We start from the raw sequence: 17269 nt of genomic DNA on the forward strand, positions 1-17269 counted from the left end.
GCGGCGGACTCTCGTTGTCGGAAGGTGTGGTGGTGTCGGGCGGGTGGGGGGCCGGGCGTCGGGGTTCAGGAGTGGAAGGGGAGACCGGCGTCGGCCACCAGGTCGAGGTCGTCGCCCTGGTCGGGGGGCAGCAGGGTGGCGCCGCCGTCGCTGACGGGGACGACGCCGAGCTCCAGCAGCTCGGCCATGGCGGCGGAGGCCGCCATGTCGCGCACCTGGAGCTGATAGCGGGCGGTCGTGCGGTAGGTGCCGCCGGATTCGTCGCCGGTGCGCTGGAGGAAGCCGGAGTCGACCAGGAAGGCGACGGCCTTGCCGACGATGCCGGTGGTGGAACCGGCGAGCCTGCGCGCGTCCTTGGTGGCGCCGGTCGCGCTGCGCCGGGCGTAGACCCGCCAGGCGGACTCCAGACCGGGCGCACCGGTGGCGGGGTCGGTGTTCTCCCCCTGCTCCTCGGCGCGCTCCTCCAGCCGCCGGCACGCCTGGCGGACGAAGGCGTCGACCCCGTTGACGGTGACGCGGCCGATATAGCCGTCGTCGGCGAGGTCCTCGGGGCGGGGGAACGCCAGGGCGGCGACGGCGAGATGGGCGAGGCCGTGCAGAAAGCGGTCGGCGGAGTCGGTGGCGGCGCGGCGGGCGTAGTCGCCCATGCGGACGGCGAAGACGGAGTCCTCGGCGGCGGTCACCGCCATTCCGGCGCGGGTCGACACCTCCAGCACGATGAGCCCGAGACCGGCGGCGATGGCGTCGGTGAGGCGCGCGAACGCCGGTTCGTCGCGGTGGCGGCGCAGCAGCTCGGCGTATTCGACGTCCCGCGCGGGCAGCAGCTTGGGCTGGAGCCCGAAGGCCACCAGCCGCGCGGCGTCGGCCGCGTCGGCGGGTGTCAGCCCGGCGGCCGCCGGGGCGGGGGCCGCGTCCGGCGGGGTCATCTCGTCGATGTCGTACTCGGTCACGGCTGAACCTCCTCGCGCGGGGCGTACTCATGGATCGCGGCCATCAGGCCACCTCCGCGCGGTCGGCCGCCATACCGGCCGCGTCCAGCAGGGCGGTGCCCACTATCAGGTCGGCGCCGCCGAATTCGGGGTCGTCCAGTTCGGTCCCGTCGTCCACGGCGAACAGCAGCCGCTGCTCGCCCTGGCGGTAGGCGGTGCCGACCGGGGGGCTCGCGGCGTGGACGGCGAGGAGGGCGATCAGATAGGGCAGATCGGGGTCGCGGCGGCGGGCGTCGGCGAGCAGCCCGGACAGCCGTCGCGGGGCGTCCGCGGGCAGTTCGAGCAGTTCCATGGCCACCGCCAGCTGCTCCTCGCTGAAGCGGCTGTCGTCGGGGGTGGCGATGAGATCGGGCTCGGGCATCTCCGCGCCGAGGTGCTCCCGCTCCACGGGCGGGGTGAGCAGCATCTCGACCAGGTCGCTCATCCGCACCGAGGTCGGGGTGCGCAGCCCCGTGCCGCGGGCGAAGAACGCGTCGGTGACCCGGCCCGCGCGCTCGAGGGGCAGCGGGAGGACGGGGGCCAGCAGCTGTCCGTACAGGTCGTATCCGGAGCGCGGGGCCGGGGGCGCGAAGGACTGGCGGTCCTGCTCCGCGCGGAACAGCGGACCGGCCTCGAGCAGCCGGGACTGGAGCTGGGTATGGCGCCGGATGCAGTCCTTGACGATGTCGACGAGCTCGGCGGCGCGCCGCTTGTGCTCGGCGCTCTCGGCCTCGTCGCGCGCCTTGCGGATGTTGGTGAGGATCGCGTTCTCGTGGCGGTAGCGGTCGGCGACGTGGTCGAGCGCCTCGCTGATCAGCTCGGGGACGGTGCTCAGCCAGTCGACGGCGCGGACGTTGCGCCGGGTGGCGTCGAGGGTGCGGCGCAGGGTCTCCGAGTACTGCACGGTGCGGTAGCGGGCCTGCTCGGCGGCGAGTTGGGCATCGGCGAGGCGGCCCCGGCTGATCAGGACCTCCAGCTTGACCTCGGCGGCGATCTGGGCGCTGGTGACATCCGTGTCGAGGGCGCCGACCAGGACGTTGACCGCCTCGTCGGTGGTGCGCAGATAGACGCTGCCGCCGGGGCCCGGCACCTCTTCGATCAGCTTGAAGTCGTAATCCCTGCGGACATAGACCCCATCGGGCCCGAAGGTGCCGTAAACGGCGCGGAAGCCGCGGTCCACACTGCCGACGTTGATCAGGTTCTCCAGCACCCAGCGGGCGACCCGGTCGTGCTCGGCGGCGGGGCGCCCGGGGGCCTGGGCCGCCACCCGGGGCAGCAGCCTGGCCACTATCTGCTCGTGGTCGGCGCCGGTGTCGAAGTCCATGTGGAGCGTGACGAGGTCGATGGCGGCGAGGGCGACCTCCGCCATCGCGTACACCCCGTACTCCCCCGCGAGGTTGGCCTTGCGCGCGTCCAGGTCGTGCAGCGGCGCGGTGCAGGCGAGCGCGCGCAGCCGCCGGGCCAGGCCCTCGTCGGCGGCCGGGCCCGGGGCCGGCCTGGCGGCCCCTTCAGCGGTGTTGAGCTGGGGCGCGGCGGCCCCCGGGGGTGGAGATGTCACGTCGCACAGAGTAGGCGGTCGCACCGACAACGTACGAAACGGCACGGAGATCCCGCTATGACACACCAGGTCCCCCGCGCGTGTACGCGCGTACACCGGCGCGTCCCCCGCACCTCACCGATCCGTCAGTCTACGGCTCACCGGCCGGTGGTCCGTCCAGGGCGAGCGCCGCGAAGGTGGCGAGCCAGTGGTCGCCGGTGAAGTCCCCGGAGACGGTGGCCGGGAGCCCTGCGGCCAGATGGTCACGGGCCGCCGTCCGCAGCACGTCCGCGCGCGGATCGCCGTGCGGCAGGGCGGCGGCCAGGCGGCGGAGCGCGGCGGCCCGGCTGAGGATGAGGCCCAGCAGATGGCCGATCTGCGGATCGGCGGGGTCGGAGACGATGGGCGGGGTGAGCACGGTGACGGGCGCGCCCCATTCGACGCCGGGGAGGAAGCGTTCCAGCCAGCGCGCGAACTCCTCCTCCGGCAGCACCCGGCAGACCGCCTCGGCCTCGGTGAGCGCGGGCGAGAGGAAGTCCTGTCCGGAGGGCTCCCAGTGGACGGGCGCGTCGCGGTCGTCGGCGAACCAGTCGAGGACGGCCTCGGTGACCGGTTCCACGATCCCCTTGACGCCCGCGGCGGCCGCGCTGTCCAGGACCAGGCCGAGGGCGAAGGCGCTGTTGGTGTGGACGCCGTGCCGCACCGGGTAGGTGGCGCGTTCCAGCCATCCGCCCAGCAGTGCGCAGACGGCGTCGGCGGCCGGTTCCAGGGCCTCGGCCCAGCGCTCGCCCGCGGGCCCCGGCAGGCTTCGGCACTCGGCGGTCAGCGCGAGCAGCCAGGCCCATCCGTAAGGGCGCTCGAAGGAGGGATGTGCGCGCAGATAGTCCGCCTCGGCGGCGAGGGCGCCGGCCGTAAGGTGCTCATCCAGTACGGCGGTGACCTCGCCGGCGCGGACGCGGTCGGGGCAGCGGCGCAGCAGCCGGACCAGCAGCCAGTGCATATGGACCGCGGAGTGCCAGTCGTAGGAGCCGTAGAAGGCGGGGTGGTGCCGGCGTGGCTCGACCAGGTCCTCGGGTCCGCGCAGCAGATGCGCGGGGGCGTTGGGATAGGCCCGGGTGACGTTGGCGGTGGCGAGGGCGGCGAACCGGGCCGCGTACCGGCCGAGTTCGCTCCCCGTCCCGTCCGGCCCTTCCACCTCGTCGGGCTCGTTCGCGGCGTCGGGCTCGTTCGCGGCGTCCGGCCCGTTCACCACGTTCGGCCCGTTCACCACGTTCGGCTCGTAGGCGTTCAATGCGTTGCCCCCTCGGCGACGCGCAGATCGGTCCGGGTGCTCACGGCCGCCCCGATGATCGCCCGCAGCGCGTCGGCCGCCATGGCGGCGGGCAGTGCGGGTTCGGCGCCGTCCACGACCTGCTCGGGCGCGTACGGGAGGTGGACGAAGCCACCGCGCAGGGCGGGCCGCTCGGTGGCGATGAGGTGGGCCAGACCGTAGAAGACGTGGTTGCACACAAACGTTCCGGCGGTCTGTGAGACGGCGGCCGGAATCCCGGCCTGGCGGACGGCCGCGACACACGCCTTGACGGGCAGGGACGCGAAGTAGGCGGCGGGACCGCCCTCGACCACCGGTTCGTCGATGGGCTGCCGTCCGGCGTTGTCGGGTATCCGGGCGTCGTCGACGTTGATCGCGACCCGCTCGACGGTGACACCGGGACGGCCGCCCGACTGGCCCACGCACAGCACCAGGTCGGGGTCGGCCTCCGCCACGGCGGCGGCCAGCTCCTCGAGGGCGGTGCCGAAGACACAGGCGAGTCGTACGGCCGTGACCTCGGTGCCGGGCGGCGGATCGGCGGCCACCAGGGAGACGGCCTGCCACGACGGGTTGACGGCCGAGCCCGCGAAGGGTTCGAAGCCGGTGAGAAGCACGCGGGTCACAGCAGCGGCCCCCTTCAGAAGGCGAACAGCGAGATGATGGCGATGTTGCAGACCAACAGCGCCCCGGCGGTGGGGATCTGCGCCTTGATGGGCCCGTACTGGTCCTTGAGTTCCAGCAGGGCGGCGGGCACCAGATTGAAGTTGGCGGCCATGGGCGTCACGAGCGTGCCGCAGAATCCGGCCAGCATGCCGACGGCGAGGACGACGGGCGCGTCCCCGTGCATCTGCTGGATGAGCACGGGCCAGCCGATGGCGGCGGTCATCACCGGGAAGGCGGCGAAGGCATTGCCCATGATGACGGTGAACAGGGCCATTCCCACGCAGTAGACGGCCACGGCCACGTACTTCTGGCCCTCCGGCAGCACCTGTTCGGTGATCTTGCCGACCTGGGTGCCCACCCCGGCCTCCTGGAAGATGGAGCCGAGCACGGCGAGCAGCTGGGGCAGCAGCAGCGCCCACCCCATGGACTCCAGCAGGCTCCGGCCCGCGTGCAGCGACACCGCGGGCCGCCGCTCGCGCACCACGACCATGGCGACCAGCAGCCCGACGATCGCGCCGAAGCCGAGGCCCAGGATGGTCTCGCTGCCGGCCTCCAGGACCGGTTCGCCCCCGATGTGCCAGTGCTTGACGGCCGAGGCGCAGACGACGGCGACCAGCGGGATGGTGAGCGCCGGGACGAACAGCCTGCTGCCGAGCCGGGCGGCCGAGGCCACGCGCTGCTCGGACGTGGTGGTGCGCGGCACTCCGCGCCCGGTGAGCGGGAAGCCGCCCAGGCAGACCATGGCGAGGACGGCGACGCCCAGCGGTTCCGCCGGGGCCTTCTTCTCCACCACCCAGCTGCTGTAGAAGAAGCAGCCGCCGAGCAGCCCCCAGAAGGCGGCCGAGCCGAGGCGCTTGGGGTTGGTGCGGTCGACGACCATCTGGGCGGCCATGGCGAGGAAGACGGCGCCGACGAGCCAGTAGAACCACTCCGCCTTGATCACTTGGCTTCCTCCGCGGTGCGGCTGCCCTCGGCAGCGGATCGGCCGCCGGCGGCGGCGAGGTCGTGGTCCAGCGAGCGGTCCAGGCGCAGCAGCCGGAAGCCGTGGATGAGGAACGCGCAGACGGCGGTGGGGATGGCCCACAGCGCCAGCTGAAGGGGCTCCAGGTGGGTGTGGTACGTGGTGTTGACGAACCCGGTGATCAGCAGGATCGAGCCGATCGCCAGGAAGCAGTCCTCGCCGAAGAACAGCCCGACCGTGTCGGCGCTGGCGGAGTACGAGCGGACGCGCTCGCGGACCCGCTCGGGCAGCGGGCCGTGGCGGCGCTCCGCGGCGCCCTCGGCCATCGGCGCGACCATGGGCCGGACGCTCTGGGCCGGCCCGCCGATGCTGGTGAGGCCGAGCGCGGCGGTGAGCTGGCGCAGCAGCAGATAGAGGGCGAGGAACCGGCCGGTGGTGAGCTTGCCGAGCCGGCCGATGAGGGTACGGGCCTGTTCCTGGAGGCCGTGGCGCTCCAGGAGGCCGATCACGGGCAGGGTGATGACGAAGATCGTCACCGAGCGGCTGGAGGCGAAGCCGTTGCCGAAGGCCGCCAGGATCTCCTGGGGCGAGAGCTTGGCCAGCAGTCCGGTGGCGATGCCGGCGACCCCCACCACCAGCAACGGGTTGCGTCGTGTGGCGAATCCGAGGATCACCACGAGGACGCCAAGGAGAACGATCATGCGTCCGGCCTTCCGCGCACAAGGACCTCACGGGGGCGTGAGGAGGGTGCACCGGAGGCTAGGCGTTCGTTCAACGATCCGACAAGAGCCTGAAACGAACTTGTTCCGGCTCCGCCGGATCGTTTACCGCTGGGAAACCTCTATCGGCGGGACATCTTCCGCCCGTAGGCGTCGGCCAACTGCCCCTGGGAATCGTCCAGATAGGAGGCGAGCAGCCGCTCCGCCTCCATCGCGTCGCCGCCCTGGAGCACCTCCAGGATCTGGCGGTTGCGCACCAGATAGGGAGCGTGGAAGCGGCGGGGGTCGGCCATGACGTGGAAGACCAGCCGGAGCTCGGCCAGCACCGCGCGCATGAGTTCGTCCGCGCGGGGACTTCCGGCGAGGGAGACGATCGCCTGATGGAAGCGGATATTGGCGGTGGACAGGTCCTGCCAGGCCCGGTCCCGCGCGGCCCGCTCGCCCGCCAGGACCGCCGCCTCGACCGCCCGCACCTCGTACGGTGGCTCGCCCAGGCCGCGGACCGCCGCGCATTCGACGAGCCGGCGCACGCGGTAGATGTCGTTGAGGTCGTCCACCGTGACGACGCGGACGAAGACGCCGCGGTTCAGTTCGTGCACCAGCAGCCGCTCGTGGGTCAGCAGGCGGAACGCCTCCCGGAGGGTGTTGCGCGAGACGCCGAGCGCGCCGCCCACGCTGTCCTCGGACAGCCGGGTGCCGGGCGGGAAGAACCCCTCGGCGATGCGGTCGCGCAGGATGTCCGCGACGCGCTCCGCCGTGCTGGTGCGCCCCAGCAGTGCCCGGTCGGCCTCGAGCCCGGCGGCGAGACCGGGGACCGGGGCGTACCCGGTCGGCTCCACCGGCTCCGCGGCTTCCGGCGTCCCGGCCGTCTCCGGCGCCTCCGACATCTCCGGCACCTCGTCCGGCGACTCGTCCGACGACTCGCCGGAACGGCGGTTCGCACCCTTTGTCCCGTTCGCCACATCAGCCCCTGTTCGGTGTCTCGTTCGTCCCGTATAGCGAGAAGTCAAGCCCAGAAACCGCCCCCGGACAACAAGCGTCTTGTCGGATCGTTCAACGATCGCTTACCTTGTGGTGCCATCCGCATCCCCTGACGTATCCCCCACGCCCGAACGGACGGATATGACCGCATCCTTGGCGAACCTGTCCATCGATCTCAACGCCGACCTCGGCGAGGGGTTCGGCCGCTGGCAGCTCACCGACGACGAGGCCCTGCTGTCCATCGTCACCAGCGCCAATGTCGCCTGCGGCTTCCACGCCGGGGACCCCTCGACCATGCGCCGGGTGTGCGAGCTGGCCGCCGAGCGCGGAGTGCGCGTCGGGGCCCAGGTCTCCTACCGGGACCTGGCTGGTTTCGGCCGGCGCAGCATGGACGTCCCGCCCCGGGAGCTGGCCGACGAGATCGCCTATCAGATCGGCGCGTTGGAGGTCTTCGCCCGCGCCGCCGGGACGCGGGTGCACTACGTCAAGCCCCATGGCGCGCTCTACAACCGCAGCGTGCACGACGAGGCGCAGGCCGCGGCCGTGGTCGAGGGCGTCAGGCTGGCCACCGGCGGTCCGCTGCCGGTGCTGGGGCTGCCCGGGTCCCGGCTGCACGAGGCGGCCCGCGCGGCCGGGCTGCCGGTGATCGCCGAGGCGTTCGCCGACCGCGCCTACACCGCCGCCGGGACGCTCGTGCCGCGCGGCGAACCCGGCGCCGTGGTCCACGACCCGGACACGGTGGTCAAGCGCGCCCTGGGCTTCGCCCGCGACCGCGCGGTGACCTCCATCGACGGACGGCGCGTCGAGGTGGACGTGCGCTCGCTGTGCGTCCACGGCGACACCCCCGGCGCCGCCGACCTCGCCCGCCGGGTGCGGTCCGAGCTGGCCACCGCGGGGGTGCGGGTGGCGGCGTTCATATGACGGTGCGGACCCTGCCCGTCGGTGAGCACGGGCTGCTCATCGAGCTCGACAGCGGTGAGGCGGCCGAGGCGCTCCACGCCGAGCTGCTGCGCCGCGCCGCCGAGCGGCGGCTGCCCGCCGTGCGCGAGATCGTGCCCGCCGCCCGCACCGTGTTCCTCGACGGGCTCGCCGACCCCGGGCGGCTCGCGGCCGAGCTGCCCGGCTGGCGGATACCGCCGCTCGACCGGGGCGACAGCGAGATCGTCGAGGTGCCCGTGCGCTACGACGGGCCCGATCTGGACGAGGTCGCGCGGCGGTGGGGGGTGGCGCCCGAGGAGGCCGTACGGATCCACTCCGGCGCCGAGTTCCGGGTGGCCTTCTGCGGCTTCGCACCCGGCTTCGGCTATCTGACGGGGCTGCCCGAGCGGTTCCACGTGCCGCGCCACGCCACGCCCAGGACGCGGGTGCCGGTCGGCTCGGTCGCCCTCGCGGGCGGGTACACGGGCGTCTATCCGCGCTCGTCCCCCGGCGGCTGGCAGCTCATCGGCACCACGGACACCGTGCTGTGGGACACCGCGCGGGAACCGGCGGCGCTGTTCACCCCCGGCACTCGCGTCCGCTTCATCCCGGTATCGGATGGCGCGGCCCCGGAGGGGGCGGCGCCATGACCGACAGCGCCTTCGTCGTCGTACGGCCGGGAGCCCTGACCACCGTCCAGGATCTCGGCCGCGTCGGCCATGCCCATCTCGGAGTGCCCCGCTCGGGGGCGCTCGACCAGCCGGCCCACCGGCTCGCCAACCGCCTGGTGGGCAACGCCGAAGGGGCCGCGACCCTGGAGACCACGCTGACCGGCTGCGCGGTACGGCTGCGCCGTCCGGCGACGGTCGCGGTCACCGGCGCGCCCTGTCCGGTCACGGTCGACGGCCGCCCCGTCGCGTGGGGCGCGGCCGTACGGGTACCGTCGGGCGCGCTCCTGGAGGCCGGGGCCGCCGCCCACGGGGTGCGCAGCTATCTGGCGTTCGACGGCGGTGTCGAGGCCGAGCGGGTGCTGGGCAGCCGGGCCACGGATGTGCTCTCCGGGCTGGGCCCGGCGCCGCTCGCGGACGGCGCGGTGCTGCGGCTCGGGCGGCCGCGCGGGCCGGTGCCCGCCGTGGACGGGGTACCGCACCGGGGCGTCGCACCCGAGCTGGTACTCCCCCTGGTGCTGGGTCCCCGTGACGACTGGTTCACCCCCGCGGGGCTGCGCACCCTCTCCACCGGGGACTTCCGCGTCTCGGCCGCGAGCAACCGGATCGGCCTGCGGACCGAGGGCCCCTCGCTGGAGCGGGCGCGGGACGGTGAGCTGGCCAGTGAGGGCATGGCCCTCGGCGCGCTCCAAGTCCCGCCGGACGGACGGCCGGTGCTCTTCCTCGCCGACCATCCGACGACCGGGGGCTACCCGGTCGTGGGCGTCGTACCGGACCGGTATCTGGCCGCCGCGGCGCAGGCCGTCCCCGGCACTCCGGTGCGGTTCACCCCGCTGGGCCGGGTCTCCTGGGGGCCGCCTGCCGGACGGACCGTGCCGGATGGCGGCTAGGGGGCGCGCCGTGCGCCGACGCGCTGCCTGCGCTGTGCCTTGCGGCGCAGCGCGCGGCGCTCCTCCTCACCGGTACCACCCCAGATCCCGTGGGTCATTCCGCTCTCCAGTGCGTAGTCCAGGCATTCCTGGATCACCGGACAGCGCCGGCAGACCTCCTTGGCCAGCGTCTCCTGCCGCCGGGCGGCCGGACCCGCCACCCCCACGGGGAAGAACAGCTCCGGATCCTCGTGCGTGCATTCGGCGTCATGCCACCAGGCCATGGCTGCCCCTTCCGTGAACGACGTTGCGGAAAGCACCCGCCGTCGGGCTCACGCGCGGGATGCGCGGGGCGGGCGCCCGTGGGTCAATTCGGGCGCGTCCGGGCGGGCTTTGACAAGGTGCGGGTTTCCGATCGTGGCGGCGGCAAACGGATCCGAACACGCCATGCCTCATATCGGGCGGCCTGGTTGAGCCCGGGGCGGCCTGGGGCCCCTCCCGGTCGGTCTGGGCCCCCAGGCGCGCCAGTCGTCAGTCCCGCAGCCGCTCGGGCAGCAGGATGACGGTGCTGCCCGGCCGGCCGATCCACCGCGGCCCGCCGTCGACCGCGACCCCGGTGACCGCGGCGGCCATCGCCAGCGCCCGCGCTGTCCAGCCGGACGGATGCCCGCCGTCCCCGAACCGATACCGCCATGCCTCCTCCGGATCGCCCTGTTCCGGATCGAGCATGACCTCCTCGCAGGAGCACATCGCCCCGTCACGGGCTATGGAGGGATGGATGAACGCGTCGGGGTGGTCGAAGACCGAGACGGCCACGGTGCCCCGGGAGAGCGGTGCCAGCACCTCCTCGCCATGGATGGCGATGCCGTCGAACTGCTGGAGCACCACGCCGCCGGGCGCCGCGCCGATCAGCAGCCGCCCCTCCTCCTCCAGCAGGACATCCGCGTAGTCGGCCTCGCCGCCTTCCTCACCTTCCTCGCCATTCTCGTCCTCGTTCTCGTCCTCGTCCTCGTCCTCGTCCTCGCCGATGGTGGCGACGATGTCCCCGCCCAGCGCGGCCACGACCTCCGGCACGCTCCGCCCGGCCACGAACGCCACACACCCCCAGTCCTGGTACTCCCCGCCCTCGCCGTCGAAGGCGGCGATCAGCTCATCGGCCGCCCGCTGCGCGGCCCGCTCCTCTGGGGACGGCTCCCGGGCCCCGGGCGCCCCGGCCACCAGGTCGGCCAGCGGCGTCCACCACGCCAGCTCGCCCGGGCACCGTCCGTCGGCCTCCCGGGGCCGCCAGGGGTCGGCCCCGGCCGCGATGAGCGCCGATGCCTTCTCCCGGTCCCAGTTGCGCACCGCGTGCCACAGCGGGGTGCGGCCCGCCGCGTCCGGCTGGTCCACCTCCCGTGCCACCGTGAGCAGTTCGGCCAGCACCTCGGCGCTTCCCGAGCAGGCCGCGGAGTGCAGCGGCGCCATATGGCCGCCGACGAGGCGGTCGGGGTCGGCCCTCGCGGCGAGCGCGGCGCGCACGGCCCTCAGATCCGTCCAGTCGTGGATGTCCTGCCAGTCGGTCATGCGTCCAATCTGGCATCCGCCACCGACAATCCGTCCCCGGCCTCCTCCGGCGGGCCGTAACCGCCGCCGCCCGGGGTGTGGACGACCAGGGCGTCCCCCACCCCGACGTCCGCCGCGTCACGGCCGTCCAGGCGGTCCACCGAACCGTCGGCGCGCTCGATCAGGTTCGCGCCCAGCGCTCCCGGTTCACCACCGGCCATGCCGTACGGGGCCACCCGGCGGTGGCCGGTGAGGAGGGCGACGGTCATCGGCTCCAGGAAGCGGATGCGGCGGGTGACGCCGTGGCCGCCGCGCCAACGGCCGCGGCCGCCGCTGTCCCGGCGGATCGCGAAGCTCTCCACCCGCACCGGATAGCGCCACTCCAGCACCTCGGGGTCGGTCAGCCGGGAGTTGGTCATATGGGTCTGTACGGCGTCGGCGCCGTCGAAGCCGTCCCCCGCGCCGGAGCCGCTGGCGACCGTCTCGTAGTACTGGACGCGGTCATTGCCGAAGGTGACGTTGTTCATCGTGCCGGAGCCCTCGGCCTGGACGCCCAGGGCCGCGTACAGTGCGCCCGTGACGGCCTGGGAGGTCTCGACGTTCCCGGCGACCGTGGCGGCCGGGAAGACGGGCGCCAGCATGGAGCCCTCGGGGATGCGGACCTCCAGGGGCTTCAGACAGCCGCTGTTGAGCGGGATGTCCTCGGCGACCAGCGTGCGGAAGACATAGAGCACGGCCGCCATCACCACCGAGCTGGGCGCGTTGTCGTTGCCCGGCCGCTGGGGCGAGGTGCCGGTGAAGTCCAGGACGGCGCCACGCGCGTCCCGGTCCACCGTAAGGCTGACGCGGATGACCGCCCCGCCGTCGGTCTCGTAGCGGTACGAGCCGTCGCGCAGCCCGGCGACGATACGGCGCACCGACTCCTCGGCGTTGTCCTGGACGTGGCCCATATAGGCGTGCACGACATCGAGGCCGAACTCCCCGATCATCCGGCGCAGTTCCTGGATGCCCTTCTCGTTGGCGGCGATCTGGGCGCGCAGATCGGCGAGGTTGGCGTCCGGGGCGCGGGACGGATACGGCCCGCCGGTCAGCAGCTCGCGGGTCTCCCGCTCGCGCAGCGCCCCGTCCCGCACCAGCAGCCAGTTGTCGAAGAGGACGCCCTCCTCCTGGATGGTGCGGCTGAAGGCGGGCATGGAACCGGGGGTGATGCCGCCGATCTCGGCGTGGTGGCCGCGCGAGGCGACGAGGAAGAGCAGTTGGTCCCCCGGCTCGTCGAAGACCGGGCTGACCACGGTGACATCCGGCAGATGGGTGCCTCCGTGGTACGGGTCGTTGATCGCGTACACATCGCCGGGTCGCATCGCGCCCCCGTTGCGCCGCAGCACCTCCTTGATGGACTCGCCCATGGAGCCCAGGTGCACCGGGATGTGCGGGGCGTTGGCGATGAGGTTGCCCTCGGCGTCGAAGAGGGCGCAGGAGAAGTCGAGCCGCTCCTTGATGTTGACGGAGTGGGCGGTGTGCTCCAGGCGGACGCCCATCTGTTCGGCGATGGCCATGAAGAGGCTGTTGAAGACCTCCAGCATCACGGGGTCAACCTCGGTGCCGACCGCGGTGGTGCTCGGGCGCGGCCGGACCCGGGTGAGCAGCAGATGGCCGCGCTCGCCCATGGTGGCCTGCCAGCCGGGGTCGACCACGGTGGTGGCGTCCTCCTCGGCGACGACCGCGGGCCCGGCGACCCGGTCCGACGGGCGCATGCGGTCGCGTTCGTAGAGCTCCGTCCGCTGCCAGCACCCTTCGGAGAACATCCTTACGGTCGTCACGGCAGCCAGTTCGCCCTCTCTGGGCGGCCGTTCCACGGCATGGCCGCCGGTGGGCCCGGACGCGCCGACCGCCTCGACCGACACCGCCTCGACGACCAGCGGCTTGTCCATGGTGAAGGCGTAGCGGGTGCGGTGCGCCCGGACGAAGTCCTCGGTCATCGCGGGGGCCGAGCCGAGCGGGACGGGGATGGAGGAGTCGGTGCCCGCGTACCGCAGATGGACCCGGGCGACGGTGTCCAGGGTGCCCTCCGGGACCCCGTCCGCGAGGAGTTCGCCGCGGGTCTGATCGGCCAGCCGCGCGCACAGCTCGCGCACCCGCGGCAGCGTCTCCTCGCCCAGCTCCGCCTCGACGGCCTGCTCGCGCATGGCGGTGGCGTCGGCCACCCCGATGCCGTACGCGGAGAGCACCCCCGCGAGCGGCGGCACGATCACCGTGCCGATGCCGAGCGCGTCGGCGACCGCGCAGGCGTGCTGGCCGCCCGCGCCGCCGAAGCTGGTGAGCGCGTAGCGGGTGACGTCACGGCCGCGCTGCACGGAGATCTTCTTGACCGCGTTGGCCATGTTGAGCACCGCGATGTCCAGGAAGCCCGCCGCGACCTCCTCCGGTCCGCGCCGGTCGCCGGTCGCCGCCGCGATCTCCTCGGCGAGCGCGGCGAAGCGCTCCCGGACCGTCGCCGCGTCCAGCGGCTGGTCGGCGTGCGGGCCGAAGACCGCGGGGAAGTGGTCCGGCTGGATCCGGCCGAGCATCACATTGGCGTCGGTCACGGTCAGCGGGCCGCCGCGCCGGTAGCAGGCGGGGCCGGGGACGGCCCCGGCCGAGTCCGGCCCCACGCGGTAGCGCCGGCCGTCGAAGTGGAGCACCGAACCGCCGCCCGCCGCCACGGTGTGGATGTTCATCATCGGGGCGCGCATCCGCACCCCGGCGACCTCGGTGCCGAAGATCCGCTCGAACTCGCCCGCGTAGTGCGAGACATCGGTCGAGGTGCCGCCCATGTCGAAGCCGATGACGCGGTCGTGTCCGGCCTCGCCGGAGGAGCGCGCCATGCCCACCACACCGCCCGCGGGCCCGGACAGCACCGCGTCCTTACCCCGGAAGTGCGCGGCCTCCCGCAGCCCTCCGTTGGACTGCATGAACATCAGCCGGATACCGCGCAGTTCGGCGGCCACGTCCTCCACATAGCGGCGCAGGATGGGCGACAGATACGCGTCGACCACGGTGGTGTCGCCGCGGGACACCAGCTTCATCAGCGGGCTGACCTCGTGGGAGCAGCTCACCTGGGCGAAGCCGAGGTCGCGCGCCACCGCGGCGATCGCCCGTTCGTGCGCGGCGTGCCGATAGCCGTGCAGCAGGACGACGGCGGCACTGCGGAGGCCGTCGCGGTGGGCGGTGCGCAGCGCCTCGGCGGCGGCGTCGAGGTCCAGGGGGCGTACGACCTCGCCATGGGCGTCCACCCGCTCGGGGATCTCCACCACCCGGTCGTACAGCGCCTCGGGGAGCAGGATCCGGCGGTCGAAGAGGCGGGGACGGTTCTGGTACGCGATGCGCAGCGCGTCCCGGAACCCTTCGGTGACGACGAGGACGGTCGGCTCCCCCTTGCGCTCCAGGAGGGCGTTGGTGGCGACCGTGGTGCCCATCTTGACGACGTCGATCCGGTCGGCCGGGACCGGATCGCCGGGACCGAGCCCCAGCGTCTGCCGGATCCCGGCGACGGCCGCGTCCGTATAGCGCTCGGGGTGGTGGGACAGCAGCTTGCGGGTGACCAGGCGGCCGTCCGGACGCTTGCCGACGACGTCCGTGAAGGTTCCGCCCCGGTCGATCCAGAATTCCCAGCGACCCGTCACCCCGCCATTGTCGCAGCGGACGGCGGTGTGTCGGCGATGAGCGGATCGGCGGACGGGTGGGGCAGCGGGCCGGGGGTGGTGGACGGGTGAGGAAGGTGCGCGGGGGCCGGGCCGCGGGTCACCGCGGTGAGCGCGGCGAGCGTCGCCCGCCGGTCCCGGTCCTCGAGCAGATGTCCGGTGCCCGTGAGGCGGTGGCGCCATTCCAGGGCCGCCAGCGCGACCAGACCGGGCAGGAGGTCGGTACAGCGGTCCGCGATCCAGCGGGTGCCGCGGGTCGCCATCCACCACGCGGAGGCGGCGCGCGAGGGCGCGGGGCCGTCGAGCTCCAGGGACGGCGGGGCGCCGGTCGCGATGGACCGGGCGCGCAGGGCGCCGTGGAACTCCCTGGCCAGCAGCCGGTGCCCGAGCTCGCTCGGATGCAACCGATCCACGCTCCACGCCCGCCGGTCCGCGACCCAGGTGTGGTCGCCCAGCTCCACATGGACCGCCTCGTGGCGCTGGGACAGCGCGTGCACCACGGTGTTCACGGCGCGCATCCGGCGCCCCAGCGGGCGTGCCAGCGCGGACGGCAGCCCCAGCATCCGCCCGGGGTCGGGCAGGCAGGCGGTGAGCACCACGGCGCCGTCGGCGCGCAGCGCGCCGATCGTGTGGTCAAGGGCCTCGGCGACCCGGTGGATGTCGAACGAGTCGCGCAGGGTGTCGTTCCCGCCGACCACGACCGACACCAGATGCGGGCGGGCGCGGCGGGCGGCGGGCAGCTGTTCGTCGGCGACATCGGCGGCCAGCGCCCCGCTGCGGGACAGATTGACGAACTCCACGGGCTCGTCGGGGTGCGGCCCGGCCGCCGCCGCCAGCAGCGCGGCCCAGCCGCGCCATCCGCCGCCGGGCGCCGGGTCGCCGAGCCCCTCGGTGAGCGAGTCGCCGAGGGCGGCGAACCGTAGGCTGCGCGGCTCCGCGCCCTCAGCCGGGCCCTCGCCCTCGTCCGTGGCCTCCCCGCCGCCGGGAGTCCTGCCCGGCGTGGTGCCCGGCGTCCGTCCCGCCCGGTGCGGGGCAGCGGCCCCGTCCTGTCCCGCACACCCCGTCTCCGTAAGGACGGCCTCCGCGAGGACGACCTCCGTAAGGACAGCCTCCGCAGGGACAGCCTCCGTATGGACGGCCTCCTTACGAGACGGTTCCGCACCAGCGCGGTCCCCCGTGTGAGCGCCGGCTGCGCTCACCGCACACCGCCGACGGCCCGGGGCGCGGAGGCCGCCGGAGCGGCCGGGAGCGCGGCGGCCGGGAGCCGACCGCCGTCGGCGCACCGGACGCCCTCGGTGGACGCGTCATGGGCGGCCAGGAAGGAGGCGACCGCCGCGGGCCAGCCGTAGCGCTCGGCCCGGGCCCGGGCCGCCGCCCGGCGCAGGGGCTCCGAGCGGCCGAGGACGCGCTCGACGGCGTCCGCGAAGGCCGTTCCGTTGTCGGCCGCGGTCTCGCCCGCCGCGCCGACGATGTCCGGCAGCGCGGAGAGCGCGCTGACGACGACGGGCGAACCGCAGGCCAGCGCCTCCAGCGCGGCGAGGCCGAAGGTCTCCGCCGGACCCGGCGCCAGCACCACATCGGCGCTCGCCTGGATGGCGGCGAGCCCCGCCCGCTCCGCCACATGGCCGAGGAAGACGGCCGGAAGCCCCTCGGCGCGGGCGCGGGCCTCCAGGCGCGGCCGGAGCGGCCCGTCCCCGGCGACCACGAGCGCCGCGGAGACGCCCCGCCGCCGCAGCTCGGCGAGCGCGTCGAGTGCCCGGCCCGGCCGCTTCTCGGGCGAGAGCCGCGAACACATGGCGATGAGCACGGCCGCCTCGCCGCGGTGGTGGTCCCGCAGCGCCGCGTCGTGGTGGGAGGGGTGGAAGTGGCCGAGATCCACGCCCAGGGGGGCGCGTACGACATTGCGCGCGCCGATCCGTACAAACTCGCGCGCCGCCCATTCGGTGGTGCAGACGATCCGCGAGTACGCCCGCGCGGTACGGAGGTTGAGCCGGTCCGCGGCTCCCTCGGCGAACGCGTCCGGCACCCCCAGGTGCGCAGCACGGCGTCCGCGCTCTCGTGGGAGACCATCATGGCCGGTACGCGGGCGCGCCGTGCCCACTCCCCCGTCCAGCGGAGGGAGGTGCGGTCCGACACCTCGAGCCGGTCCGGTGCGAGGCCGTCGAGCAGCCGGGTCAGCCGCCGCCGGTCGGTCAGGACGCGGTAGCCGCCGGTGCCGGGGATGGTCGGCCCGGGCAGCGTGATCACCCGCCCCTGCCGGGTGTGCTCGTCCGAGACCCGCTCGCCCGGCACCACCAGGACGGCCTCGTGCCCGGCCGCCTGGTATCCGGCCCCGAGCTCGCGCAGCGCGGTGCGGAGGCCGCCGGAGGCGGGGGTGACGAAGTTGGCCAGCCGGACGATGCGCAGCCCCTTGCCGTCGCTCATGCTCTGCTCTCCTCTCGCGGCGCTCATGCC

14 protein-coding genes and 1 pseudogene are annotated in these 17269 nt (G+C 74.0%); 3 read left to right on the plus strand and 12 right to left on the minus strand.

Annotation, left to right across the window (positions count from 1 at the left end; genetic code table 11):
* Window positions 1-65: 65 nt before the first annotated feature.
* The 7 genes from ACJX2R_RS07845 to ACJX2R_RS07875 form a co-directional block, all read right to left on the minus strand.
* Window positions 66-926, minus strand: coding sequence for a hypothetical protein (locus tag ACJX2R_RS07845; protein ID WP_371106184.1), 861 nt, complete (start codon window positions 924-926; stop codon window positions 66-68).
* A gap of 67 nt (window positions 927-993) precedes the next feature.
* Window positions 994-2526: a hypothetical protein gene (locus tag ACJX2R_RS07850; RefSeq protein WP_262705190.1), complete on the minus strand. Its 1533-nt coding sequence runs from the start codon at window positions 2524-2526 to the stop codon at window positions 994-996.
* A gap of 130 nt (window positions 2527-2656) precedes the next feature.
* Complete coding sequence (locus ACJX2R_RS07855; RefSeq protein WP_413105796.1) at window positions 2657-3700, minus strand: DUF2891 domain-containing protein; 1044 nt, start codon at window positions 3698-3700, stop codon at window positions 2657-2659.
* A gap of 92 nt (window positions 3701-3792) precedes the next feature.
* Window positions 3793-4437: a pyroglutamyl-peptidase I gene (pcp, locus tag ACJX2R_RS07860; protein WP_413099425.1), complete on the minus strand. Its 645-nt coding sequence runs from the start codon at window positions 4435-4437 to the stop codon at window positions 3793-3795.
* A 14-nt stretch (window positions 4438-4451) separates the two neighbouring features.
* A complete protein-coding gene (locus tag ACJX2R_RS07865; RefSeq protein ID WP_413099426.1) occupies window positions 4452-5420 on the minus strand; it encodes a DUF979 domain-containing protein in 969 nt (322 codons plus the stop codon).
* Window positions 5417-6139: a DUF969 domain-containing protein gene (locus ACJX2R_RS07870; protein WP_262705193.1), complete on the minus strand. Its 723-nt coding sequence runs from the start codon at window positions 6137-6139 to the stop codon at window positions 5417-5419. The genes ACJX2R_RS07865 and ACJX2R_RS07870 overlap by 4 nt, the downstream gene beginning before the upstream one ends.
* A 140-nt stretch (window positions 6140-6279) precedes the next feature.
* The gene (locus tag ACJX2R_RS07875) at window positions 6280-7119 is read right to left on the minus strand and encodes a GntR family transcriptional regulator (protein ID WP_413099427.1); all 840 of its coding nucleotides are present in this window, start codon (window positions 7117-7119) and stop codon (window positions 6280-6282) included.
* 160 nt (window positions 7120-7279) lie between these two features.
* On the opposite strand from ACJX2R_RS07875, the gene ACJX2R_RS07880 reads away from it, so the two are divergent.
* The 3 genes from ACJX2R_RS07880 to ACJX2R_RS07890 are packed head-to-tail and all read left to right on the plus strand — an operon-like array spanning window position 7280 to window position 9614.
* Window positions 7280-8059 carry a LamB/YcsF family protein gene (locus ACJX2R_RS07880; protein ID WP_413099428.1) on the plus strand — a complete coding sequence of 260 codons (780 nt, stop codon included), beginning with the start codon at window positions 7280-7282 and terminating at the stop codon, window positions 8057-8059.
* Window positions 8056-8706 (plus strand): 5-oxoprolinase subunit B family protein, encoded by a 651-nt coding sequence (locus tag ACJX2R_RS07885; RefSeq protein ID WP_413099429.1) that lies wholly within the window; start codon window positions 8056-8058, stop codon window positions 8704-8706. The genes ACJX2R_RS07880 and ACJX2R_RS07885 overlap by 4 nt, the downstream gene beginning before the upstream one ends.
* The gene (locus tag ACJX2R_RS07890; RefSeq protein WP_413099430.1) at window positions 8703-9614 is read left to right on the plus strand and encodes a biotin-dependent carboxyltransferase family protein; all 912 of its coding nucleotides are present in this window, start codon (window positions 8703-8705) and stop codon (window positions 9612-9614) included. The genes ACJX2R_RS07885 and ACJX2R_RS07890 overlap by 4 nt, the downstream gene beginning before the upstream one ends.
* Here the strand turns inward: ACJX2R_RS07890 and ACJX2R_RS07895 are convergent.
* The 5 genes and pseudogenes from ACJX2R_RS07895 to ACJX2R_RS07915 all read right to left on the minus strand — a co-directional run bounded on the left by ACJX2R_RS07895 (window position 9611) and on the right by ACJX2R_RS07915 (window position 17266).
* Window positions 9611-9877 (minus strand): WhiB family transcriptional regulator, encoded by a 267-nt coding sequence (locus ACJX2R_RS07895; protein ID WP_413099431.1) that lies wholly within the window; start codon window positions 9875-9877, stop codon window positions 9611-9613. The two genes, ACJX2R_RS07890 and ACJX2R_RS07895, sit on opposite strands and share 4 nt — an antisense overlap.
* 247 nt (window positions 9878-10124) lie before the next feature.
* On the minus strand, window positions 10125-11156 hold the full coding sequence (locus tag ACJX2R_RS07900; RefSeq protein ID WP_413099432.1) for an ankyrin repeat domain-containing protein: 1032 nt from the start codon (window positions 11154-11156) through the stop codon (window positions 10125-10127).
* Window positions 11153-14797 carry a hydantoinase B/oxoprolinase family protein gene (locus ACJX2R_RS07905; RefSeq protein WP_413099433.1) on the minus strand — a complete coding sequence of 1215 codons (3645 nt, stop codon included), beginning with the start codon at window positions 14795-14797 and terminating at the stop codon, window positions 11153-11155. The genes ACJX2R_RS07900 and ACJX2R_RS07905 overlap by 4 nt, the downstream gene beginning before the upstream one ends.
* Window positions 14794-16014, minus strand: a complete 1221-nt coding sequence (locus ACJX2R_RS07910) for an SGNH/GDSL hydrolase family protein (protein ID WP_413099434.1) — start codon at window positions 16012-16014, stop codon at window positions 14794-14796. Before ACJX2R_RS07910 ends, ACJX2R_RS07905 begins: the two co-directional genes overlap by 4 nt.
* Window positions 16011-17266: pseudogene (locus ACJX2R_RS07915) on the minus strand (glycosyltransferase). The gene ACJX2R_RS07910 and the pseudogene ACJX2R_RS07915 overlap by 4 nt, the downstream one beginning before the upstream one ends.
* Window positions 17267-17269: the final 3 nt, after the last annotated feature.

The sequence above is a fragment of the Streptomyces sp. Inha503 genome (assembly GCF_047215865.1).
GTDB lineage: Bacteria > Actinomycetota > Actinomycetes > Streptomycetales > Streptomycetaceae > Streptomyces > Streptomyces lycopersici.